At 72.7% G+C, this 15,860-nt stretch carries 15 protein-coding genes; 6 read left to right on the top strand and 9 right to left on the bottom strand.

Annotated elements, in window-relative coordinates:
- Nucleotides 1-31: 31 nt before the first annotated feature.
- From ACIGXP_RS37555 to ACIGXP_RS37570, 4 genes are read right to left on the bottom strand one after another with little or no spacing between them, the layout of a single operon-like run.
- Nucleotides 32-877, bottom strand: coding sequence for an NAD(P)H-binding protein (locus ACIGXP_RS37555; RefSeq protein WP_399776154.1), 846 nt, complete (start codon nucleotides 875-877; stop codon nucleotides 32-34).
- A complete protein-coding gene (locus tag ACIGXP_RS37560) occupies nucleotides 874-1,743 on the bottom strand; it encodes a GNAT family N-acetyltransferase (RefSeq protein ID WP_399776156.1) in 870 nt (289 codons plus the stop codon). The genes ACIGXP_RS37555 and ACIGXP_RS37560 overlap by 4 nt, the downstream gene beginning before the upstream one ends.
- A 54-nt stretch (nucleotides 1,744-1,797) precedes the next feature.
- Nucleotides 1,798-2,193 (bottom strand): Zn-ribbon domain-containing OB-fold protein, encoded by a 396-nt coding sequence (locus tag ACIGXP_RS37565; protein ID WP_363217986.1) that lies wholly within the window; start codon nucleotides 2,191-2,193, stop codon nucleotides 1,798-1,800.
- Nucleotides 2,190-2,642 (bottom strand): DoxX family membrane protein, encoded by a 453-nt coding sequence (locus ACIGXP_RS37570; RefSeq protein ID WP_399776158.1) that lies wholly within the window; start codon nucleotides 2,640-2,642, stop codon nucleotides 2,190-2,192. Before ACIGXP_RS37570 ends, ACIGXP_RS37565 begins: the two co-directional genes overlap by 4 nt.
- A 186-nt stretch (nucleotides 2,643-2,828) precedes the next feature.
- Here ACIGXP_RS37570 and ACIGXP_RS37575 point away from each other — a divergent pair, with 186 nt between their 5' ends.
- The 4 genes from ACIGXP_RS37575 (at nucleotide 2,829) to ACIGXP_RS37590 (ending at nucleotide 7,809) form a co-directional block, all read left to right on the top strand.
- The gene (locus ACIGXP_RS37575) at nucleotides 2,829-4,025 is read left to right on the top strand and encodes a flavin-containing monooxygenase (protein ID WP_399776160.1); all 1,197 of its coding nucleotides are present in this window, start codon (nucleotides 2,829-2,831) and stop codon (nucleotides 4,023-4,025) included.
- A gap of 96 nt (nucleotides 4,026-4,121) precedes the next feature.
- Nucleotides 4,122-6,341, top strand: a complete 2,220-nt coding sequence (locus ACIGXP_RS37580) for an acetate--CoA ligase family protein (protein WP_399776162.1) — start codon at nucleotides 4,122-4,124, stop codon at nucleotides 6,339-6,341.
- A complete protein-coding gene (locus ACIGXP_RS37585; RefSeq protein WP_363217990.1) occupies nucleotides 6,338-7,120 on the top strand; it encodes an enoyl-CoA hydratase-related protein in 783 nt (260 codons plus the stop codon). The genes ACIGXP_RS37580 and ACIGXP_RS37585 overlap by 4 nt, the downstream gene beginning before the upstream one ends.
- Before the next feature lie 86 nt (nucleotides 7,121-7,206).
- Nucleotides 7,207-7,809, top strand: a complete 603-nt coding sequence (locus tag ACIGXP_RS37590; RefSeq protein ID WP_363217991.1) for a flavin reductase family protein — start codon at nucleotides 7,207-7,209, stop codon at nucleotides 7,807-7,809.
- Nucleotides 7,810-7,936: 127 nt separating this feature from the next.
- Here ACIGXP_RS37590 and ACIGXP_RS37595 read toward each other — a convergent pair whose 3' ends face one another.
- Nucleotides 7,937-9,115, bottom strand: a complete 1,179-nt coding sequence (locus ACIGXP_RS37595; protein ID WP_399776164.1) for a methyltransferase — start codon at nucleotides 9,113-9,115, stop codon at nucleotides 7,937-7,939.
- Nucleotides 9,116-9,217: 102 nt separating this feature from the next.
- The gene (locus tag ACIGXP_RS37600) at nucleotides 9,218-10,522 is read right to left on the bottom strand and encodes an MFS transporter (protein WP_399776166.1); all 1,305 of its coding nucleotides are present in this window, start codon (nucleotides 10,520-10,522) and stop codon (nucleotides 9,218-9,220) included.
- Between the two features lie 71 nt (nucleotides 10,523-10,593).
- On the opposite strand from ACIGXP_RS37600, the gene ACIGXP_RS37605 reads away from it, so the two are divergent.
- Nucleotides 10,594-11,589: a helix-turn-helix domain-containing protein gene (locus tag ACIGXP_RS37605; protein ID WP_363217993.1), complete on the top strand. Its 996-nt coding sequence runs from the start codon at nucleotides 10,594-10,596 to the stop codon at nucleotides 11,587-11,589.
- Here the strand turns inward: ACIGXP_RS37605 and ACIGXP_RS37610 are convergent.
- The 3 genes from ACIGXP_RS37610 to ACIGXP_RS37620 all read right to left on the bottom strand — a co-directional run bounded on the left by ACIGXP_RS37610 (nucleotide 11,579) and on the right by ACIGXP_RS37620 (nucleotide 14,801).
- Complete coding sequence (locus ACIGXP_RS37610; RefSeq protein ID WP_399776168.1) at nucleotides 11,579-12,628, bottom strand: Zn-dependent alcohol dehydrogenase; 1,050 nt, start codon at nucleotides 12,626-12,628, stop codon at nucleotides 11,579-11,581. The two genes, ACIGXP_RS37605 and ACIGXP_RS37610, sit on opposite strands and share 11 nt — an antisense overlap.
- A complete protein-coding gene (locus tag ACIGXP_RS37615; protein ID WP_399776170.1) occupies nucleotides 12,628-13,776 on the bottom strand; it encodes an acyl-CoA dehydrogenase family protein in 1,149 nt (382 codons plus the stop codon). The genes ACIGXP_RS37610 and ACIGXP_RS37615 overlap by 1 nt, the downstream gene beginning before the upstream one ends.
- Before the next feature lie 113 nt (nucleotides 13,777-13,889).
- Complete coding sequence (locus ACIGXP_RS37620) at nucleotides 13,890-14,801, bottom strand: SDR family oxidoreductase (RefSeq protein ID WP_363217996.1); 912 nt, start codon at nucleotides 14,799-14,801, stop codon at nucleotides 13,890-13,892.
- Nucleotides 14,802-14,885: 84 nt separating this feature from the next.
- Between ACIGXP_RS37620 and ACIGXP_RS37625 the strand changes: the two genes are divergently transcribed.
- Nucleotides 14,886-15,812, top strand: coding sequence for a cyclase family protein (locus tag ACIGXP_RS37625; RefSeq protein ID WP_363217997.1), 927 nt, complete (start codon nucleotides 14,886-14,888; stop codon nucleotides 15,810-15,812).
- Nucleotides 15,813-15,860 lie beyond the last annotated feature (48 nt).

Consider the following 15,860-nt stretch of genomic DNA (forward strand, 5'->3'; position numbering starts at 1 on the left):
GCTGACGGCGCTCCCGCCGGACGAACCGTCGTCACTCGAAGAAGCGGCGGTTTCGGCGGACGAACTCGGCGAACCCGAGGGCTTGCGAGCCGGTGAGATCGGCGACGGTCGACGTCACGGTCCCGGCGCCGCCGTCACGGTAGGCACGGGCGACGCCCATGAGGGCATCGACGTGGAACTCCGGCAGGCCACGGCCGAGCAGGGCCGCGCGCGCCCGGTCGTCGGACAGACCCACATGGCGCACCGGCCTGCCGAGCACGGCGGAGAACTCCTCGGCGGCCTCGGCATAGGTCAGGGCCTGCGGTCCGGTGAGGTCGTAGACGCGGCCGTCGTGGCCCCCGGTGGTGAGGACCCGCGCGGCGGCCCGGGCGACGTCGCCGGTGTCGACGAAGCTGATGGGTGCGGTGATCAGCGGCAGCGAGAACTCCCCGGCCTCACGGATGGACGGCTCGCCCAGGAAGTTCTGCAGATAGAAGTTGGGCCGCAGGATGGTCCAGGGCAGTCCGGACGCGGCCAGCGCCTGTTCGACGGGCCGGTGCAGCCGGGCGATCGGGGAGAGTTCCTCGTCGGCCCGCCAGACGGACAGCTTGACCACCCGGGCACCCGCCGCACGGGCGGCTTCGACCATGTTGAGTTCGTGCGTGGTCTGGGCGGGGCCCGTCGCACCGAGCAGAAACACCGTCCCGACACCGTCGAGTGCCGGGCCGAGCGTGTCGGGTCTTCCCAGGTCCAGCGTCACCGCCCGACCGCCCGCCTCGATCACCCGGGCCGTGGTCCGCGGATCGCGGTACGCCGCCCGCACGGCCGCCCCCTGGGCCCGAAGGCACGTGAGGAGAGCCCTTCCGACCCTGCCGCTCGCGCCGGTCACCAGGATCATCGCTCTGCGCCCCCGAACCCCCACACCGTGAAATCCGCCACCGGCCGGTACCCGATCCGCTGGTACAGCCCGTTGCTCGTCGGGTTGTCGAGGTCGGTGAAGAGGAGGATCTCCGCCACGCCCGCCTCCCGCGCGGCCCGGCTCACCTCGGCCGTGACCGCGCCCGCATAGCCGCGGCCACGCAGGTCCGCGGGGGTGTAGACGGGGGCGATGCGGACCTGGCCGGCCGTTTCGGGGGTGGCGCCGGCCATGGCGAGCGGGGTTCCGTCGGCCGCCTCCCAGAGCGTGACGCCGCCGTAGGAGATACGGCCGTCGGCCCAGTTGCCCGCGTCCTGGCCGACGCCGCCGGTGATCTCCTGGAACTCCTTGAACCAGCGGACCAGCAGCTCCCGGTCGGCCGGCCCGGCGATCCGCGCCCGCCCCTGCGGCCGGGGCTCCGGTGCGGTCAACTCGTCCAGCCGGTAGAGCCGTTGCCGTTTGTCGACGGCGACCGCCGTACCGGTGTGCCGCTGCCAGGCCGCCGCGAAGGCCTCCGCCGTCTCCTGCGGCCCGGACACTCCGGGGAGCGGGCGGTCCAGCTCCGTGTACCGGGCCGCCAGGGTGTCGGCCTGCTGCGGGGTGAGCGCGGTGACGTGGACGTGGAACGGCGGGGTGTGGACCAGGGTGGCCCGTACCGTGCCGTCGTCGGCTTCCAGCAGGCCGAAGAGGGGGGCCTGGGGGCCGTAGAGGTGCAGCCCGCGGCGGCGCAGCGCGTCCGCCACCGTCAGCGGGACCGTGTGCAGGGCGGGACGGGAACGCAGGAAGTCGCCGGCGCGGGCGAGGAACTCGTCCAGGTCTTCGGTGAGGTACCAGTCGTCAGGGCGCATACGGCCCATGATCGGCGCGAACCTCCGGGCGGGACACCGGTTTTCCCCTGGAGCTCAGCCCTCGGGGCGGAACACCGGCTTCCCCTCCGCGAATGTCACGCGCAGCGGCAGCCCGGCCCGCAGGTCCTGCCCCGCGCAGTCAACCACCTGCGTCATCATCCGCGGGCCCTCCGCCAGATCGACCACGGCGGCCACGTACGGCGTGCGGTCGCGGAAGGGCGGCAGGTCGTTGCGGTGGACCGTGGACCAGGTGTAGAGCGCGGCCCGGCCGCTCGCCTCCTCCCAGGTCACCTCCTCGCTCCAGCAGTGCGGGCAGAACTCGCGGGGGTAGTGGTGGGCCCGGCCGCAGGCCCCGCAGCGGCGGATCAGCAGCCGGCCCTCCCCGGCCGCCTCCCAGTAGGGGCGCGTGAAGGCGTCGGGCTCGGGGAGGTCGTGGCGCACCGCACTCACCGCCACCACCCCAGCCACGCGTCCAGCGACCACGCCTGCCACGACATGCCGAACCAGCCGACCAGGGAGATCAGCGCCATCATCGAGTTCTGGCCCTGTTCCGCCCAGTCGTGGATCATCAGGACGAAGTAGAGCGCGTTCAGCAGCAGCCCGCCGATCAGGGCCACCGGGGTCAGGAAACCGAGGATCAGGCCGAGCCCGAGGGACAGTTCGGCGTACGCGACGACGTACGCCATCAGCTTCGGATGCGGCTTCACCACCGTCTCGAAGCCCGACCGCACCGGCGCCCAGCGGTGTTTCTCCGCGATCTCCGCCGCCCACGCGATGCCGCTGCCCCGCTCGAACCAGGCCTTCTTGTCCTTGTGCCGCCAGCTCTCCAGCCACCACAGACCGAGACCGATCCGCAGCACCGCCAGCCACTGAGCGCCGTCGAGCCATATCGAGTCCATGGCATCTGACGGTACGTCAGATGCCTGGTCAAGCCCACCCGTGCAACAGGACCGATCGCCGTACGGCCACAACCAGGTGTTCTACGTCACCGGCCCCACCCACTTCTCCTACACCCGTGATCAATCCGCAACCAATTCCGGTCTTGACCGAGACCCATCAACCAGGTGGGTGATTACGCTCCGAGCATGGCCGACTCCCGTTCCGTTTCCGTACCGCTCTCCGCCACCCCCGCCGACCGCCCGGTCTACGTCATAGGTGCCGGTCCGGGCGGTCTGGCCGCCGCCCACGCACTGCGGGCCCGGGGCATACGGGCCGTGGTCCTGGAGAAGGCCGACCAGGTGGGTGCCTCCTGGCGCGGCCACTACGACCGCCTGCGCCTGCACACCACCCGGCGGCTGTCCGCCCTGCCGGGCCTGACGATCCCCCGGAAGTTCGGGCGCTGGGTGTCCCGCGACAACGTGGTGCGCTACCTGGAGAAGTACGCCGAGCACCACGAGCTGGAGATCGTCACCGGTGTGGAGGTCTTCCGCATCGAGCGGACCGGGGACGACACCGGCTGGCTGCTGCACGCCTCCGGCGGGCGCGAGCTGACCGGCAGCGCGGTGGTCGTCGCCACCGGCTACAACCACACCCCGCGCATCCCCGACTGGCCCGGCCTGACGGAGTACGGCGGGCAGTTCCTGCACGCCGGCGCCTACCGCAACGCCGAGCCGTACGCCGGCCGGGACGTCCTGGTCGTCGGCGTCGGCAACACCGGTGCCGAGATCGCCGTGGACCTGGTGGAGGGCGGGGCGGCGCGGGTGCGGCTGGCGGTCCGCACCGTCCCGCACATCGTGCGCCGCTCGACCCTCGGCTGGCCTGCGCAGTACTCGGGCGTGCTGGTGCGACGGCTGCCGGTACGGCTGGTGGACCGGCTCGCCAGGCCGGCGGCCCGGCTCGGCGTGCCGGACCTGTCGGCCCACGGGCTGCCTCGCCCGGACACCGGGATGTACAGCAGGGTCATGCAGGGTGCCGTCCCGGTCCAGGACGTCGGCCTGATCGACGCCGTACGCAAGGGCAAGGTGGAGATCGTGGCCGCCGTCGAGTCCTTCGAGGGCGGGAACCCCGGAAAGGTCGTCCTCGCCGACGGCAGCCGCATCGAGCCGGACGCCGTGATCGCGGCGACCGGGTACACCCGGGCACTGGAGGGGCTGGTGGGACATCTCGGGGTGCTGGACGGCCGGGGGAAGCCGCTGGTGCACGGTGGCCGTACGCCCGCGCAGGCACCCGGCCTGTACTTCACCGGCTTCACCAACCCGATCAGCGGCATGTTCCGGGAGATGGCGCTGGACGCCGGGAAGATCGCGAAGGCAGTGGCCGGGCAGCTGCGCACCCGGCGGTAACTTTGCGGGTCCGACCCGTTCCTGACGGAGCACCACCTTTGTAATCTGACAGAGCGTCAGTTTACTTGTGCTGTCTCACAGGAGCGGGGCGGACCGATGCTTGGATCAACCCACGGCACCCTCACCACCGACTCCCGCCGGGCCCGGGTCCTCGCGTGCGGCGAGCAGCGGCCCGGCCCCGCCGTCCACGACCGGGTCGACGATCTCGACGTCAGCGGACGCCCGCTGTACGCGGACGTACCCGATCTGACCCGCTTCTTCCGGCCCGAGTCGGTCGCCGTGATCGGCGCCTCGGACGTGGAGGGACGGCCGAACACCGGGATCACCCGGCAGCTGCTGGCCTGGGCCGAGCGCGTGGGCGCGCGCATGTATCCGGTGCATCCGACCCGCCCGTCCGTCTTCGGCGTCCCCTGCGCCGCCTCCGTCGCCGAACTGCCCGGCCAGATCGACCTGGCGGTGCTGCTGGTGGCCGACCCGCTGCCGGTGATCGGGGAACTGGCCGAGGCCAAGGTGAAGTTCGCGGTCGCTTTCGCCTCCGGGTTCGCCGAGACCGGCGAGGCGGGCGCCGAGGCGCAGCAGCGGCTCGCGGACGCTGTGGGCCGCTCGGGCCTGCGTCTGCTCGGTCCCAACACCAACCTCAACGCCTTCGAGCGCTTCCGGGACGACCTGACCGGCCCGGCGATCGCACTCATCACCCAGTCCGGGCACCAGGGCCGCCCCGTCTTCGCCCTGCAGGAGCTCGGCATCCGGCTGTCCCACTGGGCGCCCACCGGCAACGAGGCCGACCTGGAGACCGCCGATTTCCTCTCCTGGTTCGCCGAGCAGCCCGAGGTCGGCGCCATCGCCTGTTACGTGGAGGGCCTCAAGGACGGCCGGGCCTTCCTGCTGGCCGCCGACCGCGCCGCCCGCCGCAGGGTACCGGTGGTCGCGGTGAAGGTGGGCCGCACGGAGACCGGCGCGCGTACGGCCGCCTCGCACACCGGCAAGCTCACGGGCGCCGACGACGTGGTGGACGCGGTGATGCGCCAGTTCGGGGTCGTACGGGTCGACGGACTCGACGAACTCCAGGACACCGCCGCCCTGCTGGCGCGGGCCAGGGCCCCGCTGGCGGACGGGATCGCGGTGTACTCGATCTCCGGCGGCACCGGCGCCCACGCCGCCGACCTCGCCACCGCGGCCGGGCTCCGCCTCCCCCGGCTGTCCGAGGCCAAGCAGGCCGAGCTGCACCAGTGGATACCGGAGTACCTGAACGTGGCCAACCCGGTGGACAACGGCGGGCACCCGGTCGGCGACCACCGCGGCCGGAAGATCATCGACGCGCTCCTCGCCGACCCGTCGATCGGGGCGCTGATCTGCCCGATCACCGGCCCGTTCCCACCGCTGAGCGACAGACTCGTCACGGACCTGGTCGAGGCGGCGGAGCAGACGGACAAGCTGGTGTGCGTGGTGTGGGGGTCGCCGGTCGGCACGGAGGCGGCGTACCGCGAGGTGCTGCTCGGCTCGTCGCGGGTGGCCACGTTCCGCACGGTGGGCAACTGCCTCACCGCGGTCCGCGCCTGGCTGGACCACCACGCTTTCGTGAGCGAGTACCGCTCACCCTTCGACGAGGCCCCGCGCACCCCCTCGCCGTCCTACCGCAAGGCGGAGGCGCTGATGCGACCGGGCCAGCAGCTGAGCGAACACGCGGCCAAACAACTCCTGCGCGCCTACGGCATCCGGGTGCCGCGCGAACAGCTGGTGACCAGCGCGGCGGCCGCCGTACGCGCCGCGGCCCAGGTCGGCTACCCGGTGGTGATGAAGGCGTCCGGCGCCCAGATCGCCCACAAGACGGAACTGGGCCTGGTGAAGATCGGGCTGACGTCCGCCAGCCAGGTCCGGGACGCCTACCGCGAGCTGACCGACATCGCCCGCTACGAGGGCGTCTCGCTGGACGGGGTCCTGGTGTGCCAGATGGTCGAGCAGGGCGTGGAGATGGTCGTCGGGGTGACGCACGACGACCTGTTCGGCCCCACCGTGACGGCCGGACTGGGCGGGGTGCTGGTGGAGGTCCTGCACGACGCCTCCGTACGCGTCCCCCCGTTCGGCGAGGACCAGGCCCGCGCCATGCTCACCGAACTGCGCGGCCGGGCCCTGCTGGACGGCGTCCGGGGCCGCCCGCCGGCCGACCGGGACGCGTTGGTGGAGGTGATCCTGCGGGTGCAGCGCATGGCGCTCGAACTCGGTGAGCACCTGGCGGAGTTGGACATCAACCCGCTGATGGTGCTGCCCCGGGGACAGGGCGCGGTGGCGCTGGACGCGCTGGTGGTGTGCCGATGAGCGAGCTGCACACCGAGCACGTCGACCAGGTGTCGTACGTGACGCTGAACCGCCCGGAGACCCTCAACGCCCTCACCCCCGCGCTCCGGGACCGGCTGATCGACGTGCTCGCGGAGGCCTCGGCCGACCCGGACGTCCGGGCGGTGGTCCTGACCGGCACGGGCCGCGGCTTCTGCGCGGGCGCGGACCTGCGGGGCGGAGCCGGTGGCGACCGGCTCCCGGGTGATGTGGCCCGGGTCCTGCGCCGGGGTGCCCAACGCCTGATCGCGGCCGTCCTGGACTGCGAGAAGCCGGTGATCGCCGCGGTGAACGGCACGGCGGCGGGCCTCGGCGCGCACCTGGCGTTCGCCTGTGATCTGGTCCTGGCCGCCGAGTCGGCCCGTTTCATCGAGGTGTTCGTACGACGGGGTCTCGTCCCGGACGCGGGCGGCGCCTACCTGCTCCCCCGCCTGCTGGGCCCGCACCGGGCGAAGGAGCTGATGTTCTTCGGCGACGCGGTGCCGGCGGCGGACGCGGCACGCCTGGGCCTGGTCAACCGGGTCGTCCCCGACGCCGACCTGGAGAAGACGGCCCGCGCGTGGGCTGCGCGCCTGGCCTCCGGCCCCACCCGTGCCCTGGCCCTGACCAAGCACCTGGTGAACACCTCCCTGGAGGCGGACCGCGCCACCGCCTTCGCGGCGGAGGCCTGGGCCCAGGAGCTCAACATGACGACCGAGGACGCCCGGGAGGGACTGCGGGCGTTCACGGAGCGCCGGGGGGCCGAGTTCCGGGGGCGCTGAGGACCGATGCCCTCTGGTTCCTCCCACGAACCGATCACGCACCGGACCTTGTTACCTGACGATCCGTCAGCTTCAATGGCGGGGTGATGGGACACGCAGGAGCGGCGGCCTTCGCCGTCCGGTATCTGGGGCCCGGGACCGTGGACGCCCTGCCGCGGCCCGAGTTGCGGTGCGTACGGGAGGACGAGCGGGCGCCGGTACCGCCGGTGGAGTTCCGCCGGGTACTGGGAAGCTTCGCGAGCGGGGTCACCGTGATCACGGCACCGGACGCCGACGGCTCGGGCTCCCCCGCCGGCTTCGCCTGCCAGTCCTTCACCTCCCTCTCCCTCGAACCGCCCCTGGTCTGCTTCATGGTCGGCCGTACGTCCACGACCTGGCCCCGCATCGCCCGCGCGGGCGCCTTCTGCGTCAACGTCCTCAGCGCCGGCCAGACCGAACTGTGCCGGACCTTCGCGGTGAGCGGCGCGGACAAGTTCGCCGGGGTCGCCCACGACACGGCCCCCGTCTCCGGCTCCCCGCGCCTGACCGGTGCCGCCGCCTGGATCGACTGCACCGTCCACGCCGTGCACACCGGGGGCGACCACCTGATCGTCGTGGGCCGGGTGGACGCCCTCGGCACCACGGAGGAACCGGGCGACCCGCTGCTCTTCCACCGGGGGCGGTTCACCCGGCTTGCTCCCCAGACGTGAGGAGTGGGCGCCCGTCCTCAGAGAGCGATCGTTTCGGCGTCGTCCAGCCAGAGCGCCGCATGCCAGTCCTCGACGGTGACCAGCCGGTCGTCCAGATCGAGAGCCGTGATCTCCCGTGCCCTCTGGCTCAGGGGTGAATCAGCACCTCGGCTCGCCCGCCGCCGGTCCGGCCCGAGGGTCGGCGCACGGCCAGCCGCCACAGCGACGTCACCTCGGCCGCGCGGGCCGCGTGCAGGGGGTCGCCCGGGTCCGTCGCGCGCGGGTGACGAGGGCGGGTGTCCGTGCGGGCCAGTACCTTCAGGCCCGCCTCCTCGATCGCTCCGAGCAGTTCGGCGCGCGTGCGCAGGCCCAGGTGTTCGGCCAGGTCGGAGAGGATCAGCCAGCCCTCGCCGCCGGGTTCCAGATGCGCGGACAGACCGGTGAGGAAGGCGTGCAGCATGGCGCCGCCGGGGTCGTACACGCCCTGGTCGAGCGTGGAGGCGGGGCGGGCCGGGAGCCAGGGCGGGTTGCAGACGACCAGCGCGGCCCGGCCGGGCGGGTACAGCTCAGGGCCGGTGACCGTGACCCGGTCCGCGAGGCCGAGGCGCGCGAGATTGTCCCGGGCGCAGACGCGGGCCCGGGAGCTGAGGTCCGTCGCGATGACGCGGCGCACCCCGCGCCGGGCGAGCACGGCGGCCAGCACACCGGTGCCGGTGCCGAGATCGAAGGCGGTGCCGCATCCTGGGCCGACTGTGGGCAGCGGGGTCTCCGCCACCAAGTCGACGTACTCGCCCCGTACGGGAGCGAAGACGCCGTAGTACGGGTGGATGCGGGCGTCGTCGCCGAGGGCCGGTACGGGGACGCCCTTCTCGCGCCACTGGTGGGCACCGAGGACGCCCAGGAGTTCACGGAGCGGGACGAGGGTCGGACCGGACGGTGGGCCGTAGGCCTCGGTGCAGGCGCGGCGGACGTCCGGGGCGCGGCGCAGGGCGAGGCTGTGGTCCGGTTCGAGGAGGACCAGGAAGCGGCCCAGCAGTCGGGCCCGGTGGGCGCGGAAGCGGCGCTGGAGGCGGAAGGTCTCGGTCGGCGAGGGGGTCGGTTGTGGAGCCTTGCGGTCGATGCGGCGGGACAGTGCGGACAGCAGCCGGCGTGCGCCGTGGTAGCCGCCCCGCCAGAGCAGGGCGGTGCCCTCGGCCGTCAGGCGATGGGTGGTGGCGGCGCGGAGGCGGTCGTCGGCGACGATCAGCCGGCGGGGCGGCGGGAAGCCGCTCTCAGAGTGCCAGCGGGCGGACAGGGGGGCGTTCTCGGTCCAGCGGACCAGGGACACGGCATGCTCCTCGGGAGGGTGTTCCTACGTGGGCGGGCACGAGGAACGCGTCACCAAGGACCATGCCGAGTGTCATCAACTTCCCCTTCTTCACAGGTGGGTTCAGGATATCGCCGGTGCGAGCCCGGCCGGGCTGCGGCGGATCACCAGGGACATCAGGGCCGCCGCCGCGCACAGCGTGCCGGAGGCGTACCAGACGAGGTCGTAGGAGCCGAAGACGTCCCGGGCGAAGCCGCCGAGGTAGGCGACGAGGGCCGCGCCGACCTGGTGGGAGGCGAGCACCCAGCCGAAGACGATGGCGCTGTCCTCGCCGTACTGCTCCCGGCACAGGGCCAGCGTCGGCGGGACGGTGGCCACCCAGTCCAGTCCGTAGAAGACGATGAAGAAGAGCATCGGGGGGTGGACGGCGGGGCCCAGCAGCATCGGGAGGAAGACGAGGGAGATGCCGCGCAGGGCGTAGTACACCGCCAGCAGGCGGCGCGGTTCGAAGCGGTCGGTGAACCAGCCGGAGGCGATGGTGCCGGCCACGTCGAACACGCCGATGACCGCGAGCAGCGAGGCCGCCGTCGTGACGGGCATGCCGTGGTCGTGCTCGGCGGGCACGAAGTGGGTCTGGATCAGGCCGTTGGTGGAGGCGCCGCAGATCGCGAAGGTGCCGGCGAGCAGCCAGAAGGTGCCCGTGCGGACGGAGGTGGAAAGGATCTTCAGGGTGCGGCGGGCGGCGCCCGTCACCGGGGGCGGCTTCGGTACGAACTCCTGCGCGCCGTACGGGGACATGCCCACATCCGCCGGGTGATCGTGGAGCAGGAGCCAGACGAACGGGACGACGGCCAGGGCGGCGAGAGCGACCGTGATCGCGGCAGGGCGCCAGCCGTGGTGCTCGGTCAGCCAGGACAGCACCGGCAGGAAGATCAGCTGGCCGGAGGCGGACGCTGCGGTGAGGATGCCGCTGACCAGGCCGCGCCGCTCGGCGAACCAGCGGTTGGTGACCGTGGCGGCGAAGGCGAGGGCCATCGAGCCGCTGCCGAGGCCGACCAGCAGGCCCCAGCACAGCCACAGCTGCCAGGCCGCTGTCATCCACACGGTCAGGCCGGAGCCGGCCGCGATCACGGTCAGCGCGACGGCGACCACCCGGCGGATGCCGAAGCGGTCCATCAGCGCGGCGGCGAAGGGCGCGGTGAGGCCGTAGAGCGCGAGGTTGAGGGAGACGGCCGCGCCGATCGTGCCGTGCGACCAGCCGAACTGCTCGTGCAGTGGGTCGATGAGCAGGCCGGGCAGGGAACGGAAGGCGGCCGCGCCGATGATCGTGACGAAGGTGACGGCGGCGACGAACCAGGCGCGGTGCACACGGCGGCGCCTTTCGGGCGGGGCCTGGGCGGGGGCTGCGGCGGGGCTTGTCTGAGTCACGTCATAGAGCGTCCCGCCCCCATGCGCGCGCATCGAGTGGCCCGGAGGACAGCATTCGCTAGGATCGGGCCATGAGTGGTTCCGAGGAGTTCCGTCCGCACCGGGTCGCCGTCCTCGCCCTCGACGGCCTGCTGCCCTTCGAACTGGGCATCCCGCACCGCATCTTCGGCCGCCCGAAGGACGAGCGGGGCCGGCATCTGTACGAGGTCGTGACCTGCTCGGTACGGCCGCCCGGCCCGGTCGAGACGGACGCCGACTTCGCCATCCACGTCGGCCACGGGCCGGAGGCGCTCGCCGGGGCCGACACGGTCATCGTCCCGGCGTCGTACGAGCTGGGCCCGGTCTTCGAGGAGGGCCGGCTCACCGACGAGCTGGCCGCCGCACTCGCCCGCATCCGCCCCGGCACCCGGCTCGCCTCCATCTGCACCGGCGTCTACGTCCTCGCCGCCGCCGGGCACCTGGACGGCCGCCCGGCGACCACGCACTGGGCCGACGCCGAGCGCTTCCAGCGGATGTTCCCGAAGGTCGAGGTGGACGCGGACGTGCTGTTCATCGACGACGGTGACGTGCTGACCTCGGCCGGGGTCGCCGCCGGGATCGACCTGTGCCTGCACATGGTGCGCCGCGACTTCGGTACGGCGGTCGCCAACGACGTCGCCCGGCGCACGGTCGTACCGCCGCACCGCGACGGCGGCCAGGCCCAGTACATCGAGCGCCCGGTGCCCGACCCTCAGCTGGCCACGACCACGGCCGCCCGCGCCTGGGCGCTGGGCCGGCTGCACGAGCCGATCCAGCTGCGGGACATGGCCGAGCAGGAGGCCATGTCGGTCCGCACCTTCACCCGCCGGTTCCGTGAGGAGGTCGGGGTCAGCCCCGGCCAGTGGCTCACCCAGCAGCGCGTCGAGCGTGCCCGGCACCTGCTGGAGACCACCGGCCTGTCCATCGACCAGGTGGCCCGCGAGGCGGGCTTCGGCACGGCCCAGTCGATGCGCCAGCACCTGCAGCAGGCGCTCGGGGTGACACCGACCGCCTATCGCAGGACGTTCCGGGCCGGCGTCAGAACGTGAGCACCGCGCGGGCCACCCGCCCGGCCTCCGCGTCCGCGCGGGCCTTGGCGAAGTCCTCCACCGGATGGACGGCCGTCACCAACTCGTCGAGCAGCAGCCGCCCTTGACGGTACAGCTCGGCGTAGAGGGCGATGTCCCGCTGCGGGCGCGAGGAGCCGTAGCGGCAGCCGAGGACGGACTTGTCCAGGTAGAGGGAGGAGACGAGGAAGGACGCCTCGGCCGTCGCCGGGGGCACCCCCAGCAGGACCGCCTGCCCGTGCCGGTCGAGGAGGTCGATCGCCTGCCGGATCAGCTCCACCCGGCCGACGCACTCGAAGGCGTGGTCGGCGCCCGTGGGCAGGATGTCCCGTACGCCCTCCGCCGAGGTCAGGAAGTCGGTGGCGCCGAACCGCCGGGCCGCCTCCGCCTTGGCCGGGTCGGCGTCCACGGCGACGATCCTGAGCGCTCCGGCGAGCCGCGCGCCCTGCAGCACGTTCAGCCCGATGCCGCCCGTCCCGATGACGACGACGCTGTCCCCGTGGTCCACCCGCGCCCGGTTCAGCACCGCCCCCACGCCCGTGAGCACCCCGCACCCGATCAGCGCGGCGGAGCGAAGGGGGATGTCCTTCGGGATCCGCACCGCCTGTACGGCCTTGACGACCGTGCGCTCGGCGAAGGCCGAGCTGGCGGCGAACTGGTGGACAAGCGAGTTCCTCCGGGTGAACGGCTTCCCCGGGCGCCCGATCGCCTGCCGGCACATCGTCGGCCGGCCCCGGTCGCACTCCGGGCACGTACCGCAGTTGGCGAGCGTGGACAGCGCCACATGGTCGCCGGGTGCGACATGGGTGACGCCCGCACCGACCGCTTCCACGACCCCCGCGCCCTCGTGCCCCAGCACCACCGGCACCGGGAACGGAATGGTGCCGTCCACCACGGACAGATCGCTGTGGCACAGCCCGGCCGCCGCGACCGCCACCAGCACCTCGCCGGGCCCCGGCTCACGCACCGCGAGATCACCGACCACCTGCACCTGCCTGCCGTCGAACACCACACCACGCATCACACGGCCCCCTTGGGCTCTCTGGGCAGACCGAGCACCCGCTCGGCGATGATCGTGCGCTGGACCTGGTCCGAGCCGCCGTAGATCGTGTCGGCCCGGGAGAAGAGGAACAGATGCTGGTCGGCGCCGAGTTCGTACGGTGCCGAGGGCGACCAGTCGGCGGGGCCGGCGGCGGCCCGCGCCCCGCGCACCTGTACGGCGAGTTCACCCAGCCGCTGGTGCCAGTTGCCCCACAGCAGTTTGGCGACGCTGGGCGCGCCGGGGCCGGCCGAACCGCCGAGGGTGCGCAGGGCGTGCCGGCGCATGGTCCGCAGCTCGGCCCACTGCCGCACGAGCCGCGCCCGTACGACGGGGTCGCGCACCGCCCCGCTCTCCGCCGCCGCACGGACGACGGCGCCCAGCTCCTCGGCGAACCCGATCTGCTGGGCGAGCATGGCGACCCCCCGCTCGAAACCGAGCAGACTCATGGCCACCTCCCACCCGCGCCCCTCTTCCCCGACGACGTGCTCCACGCGCGCGTACGCCCCGTCGAAGAAGACCTCGTTGAAGTCGCTGGTGCCGGTCATCTGCCGGATGGGGCGGACCTCGATACGGCCGGGCTGGTCCATGGGGACGAGCAGGAAGCCGAGACCGTGGTGGCGCCTGGACTCCGGGTCGGTGCGGGCCAGTACGAAGCACCAGTCGGCCTCGTGGGCGAGCGAGGTCCAGATCTTCTGCCCGCTGATCCGGTAGCGGTCGCCCTCCCGCACGGCCGCCGTCCGCACCCCCGCCAGATCCGACCCGGCACCGGGCTCGCTGTAACCCTGGCACCACAGTTCCTCGCCGGCCGCGATCGGGGGCAGGAAGCGGGACTTCTGCTCCTCGGTGCCGTGTGCGATGAGGGTGGGGGCGAGCAGGTTCTCACCGATGTGCCCGCAGCGGGGCGGTGCGGGGGAACGTGCGTACTCCTCGGCCCACACGACCTGCTGGGTGAGGCCGGCGGTCCGGTTGCCGTATCCCGGCTCCGGCCAGCCGAGGCCGATCCAGCCGGCCCGGCCCAGGGTGCGTTCCCAGGTACGGCGGTCCGTTCGCGGGTCGGCGTTCTGCGCAAGCCACGCACGGGCCTCGGTGCGGAAGTCCTCGTCCTCTTGGCTGAACCCGAAGTCCATCGTGGACCGCCTCTCGATCGGGTGTCCGGTGCTGCTGTCGGCCGGGGGCCGGGTCGGTTACCGGTGGGCTGCGGCCCGTTCCGAGCGGGCGGCGGCTGCAACTCCCCAGGGGGTCAGGCGTTCGGCCGAGTACCACTCCGCGCCGCCGCTTCCATCGCCGAGAGCCTGGACAGCATCGGCATCGGATCCACCCCCACCGACCCCGGCAGGACCTCCGCGATCCGCTCCGGCGTCCAGGCTCCCTCCCCGTACACCGAACGGAGTTCACGCGGCTGCGCCCACACCGCGATCTTCGGCCCCGCGACGGTGTACACCTGCCCGGTGATGCCCTGCGCAGCAGCCCCGTCGGAGAGCAGGTACACCACGAGCGCGGCCACGTCCTCGGGCTCGCCGATCTCCGTCAGCTCCATGGGAACGCCGGCGGACATGCGCGTACGAGCCACCGGCGCCACCGCGTTCGCGGTCACCCCGTACTTGTGCAGGCCCAGGGCGGCGCTCCGCACGAGCGAGATGATCCCGCCCTTCGCCGCGCTGTAGTTGGCCTGGGACACCGACCCCTGATGGTTGCCGCTGGTGAAGCCGATCAGTGTGCCGCAACGCTGCTTCCGCATCACCGCGGACGCCGCACGGAACACCGTGAACGTCCCCTTCAGATGAGTGGCGACCACCGGGTCCCACTCCTCCTCGGTCATGTTGAACAGCATGCGCTCGCGCAGGATCCCGGCCACGCACACGACCCCGTCCAGCCGGCCGTACGCCGACAGCGCGACGTCCACCACCCGCTGCCCGCCCGCCATCGTGGAGATGTCGTCGGCGACCGCGACCGCCTCGCCGCCCGCCGCCTCGATCTCCTTGACGACCGCCTCGGCGACCTCGCTCGTGGGCGAGGCTCCGTCCACGGAGACGCCGTAGTCGTTGACGACGACCTTCGCCCCCTCGGCGGCGGCCGCCAGTGCGACCGCCCGGCCGATCCCGCGTCCGGCGCCCGTCACGGCGACGGCCTTTCCTGCCAAGAAGTTCCCCACGCCCGGCCCCTTCCCGCTGTTTCTGACGGACCGTTAGATTTTATGACCCGCCCGACAGCCGGAGACAAGCCCCGGGGAGGCCCGATGTCGCTGCCCGCGCAGTTCCACGAGATCGCCGAGCGCGTGAACAACTGGGGGCGTTGGGGGCCCGACGACGAGGCCGGAACCCTGAACCTGATCACGGACGAGGTCGTACGGCAGGCCGCCGCCGAGATCCGCACCGGCCGCCGCGTCCCCCTCGCGCTCCCGCTCCGGCAGGACGGGGTACAGACCGGCGTGATCCCGGGCCGCGTCAATCCGCTGCACGTGATGGTGCAGATCAACCAGGAGCTGTTCGGGCCGGGCACGGTGGCGTGCAGTGACGACGCGGTGACCATGGGCCTGCAGGCGGGCACCCACTGGGACGCCCTCACTCATGTCTCGCACTCGGGGAAGCTCTACAACGGCCGCCCGGCACACACGGTCACCGCGCACGGCGGTGCCGGGTTCAGCGGGATCGACAAGGCGCGGCACATCGTCTCGCGCGGGGTGCTGCTGGATGTGGCACGCGCGCGGGGCGTGCAGCGGCTGGAGGGGGGCCACGCGGTCACGCCGGAGGATCTGGAGGCGGCACAGGAGTTCGGCGGGGTGCGCGTCCGGGCCGGGGACATCGTGCTCGTCCGCACCGGGCAGATGCAGCTGTATCTGGCCGGGGACAAGCACGGGTACGGCCATCCGTCACCGGGGCTGTCCCTCCGTACACCGGAATGGTTCCACGCGCGCGATGTGGCCGCGGTCGCGAACGACACCCTCACTTTTGAGATATTTCCGCCCGAGTTGGAGAATCTCTGGCTGCCGGTGCACGCCCTGGATCTGGTGGAGATGGGGATGCTCCAGGGCCAGAACTGGAATCTCGAAGAGTTGTCCACAGCCTGTGGAGAAGCGGGGCGGTATGCGTTTCTCCTGTCGGCGATGCCCGAGCCGTTCGTCGGCGCGACGGGGACGCCGGTGGCACCCGTGGCCGTCCTCTGAGAAACCCGCGGCCCTGCTGGACCGGCCGGCGGCGCGCTTCCCCCACGG

The sequence above is a fragment of the Streptomyces sp. NPDC053069 genome (genome assembly GCF_044546895.1).
In the GTDB taxonomy this organism is placed as follows: Bacteria; Actinomycetota; Actinomycetes; order Streptomycetales; family Streptomycetaceae; genus Streptomyces.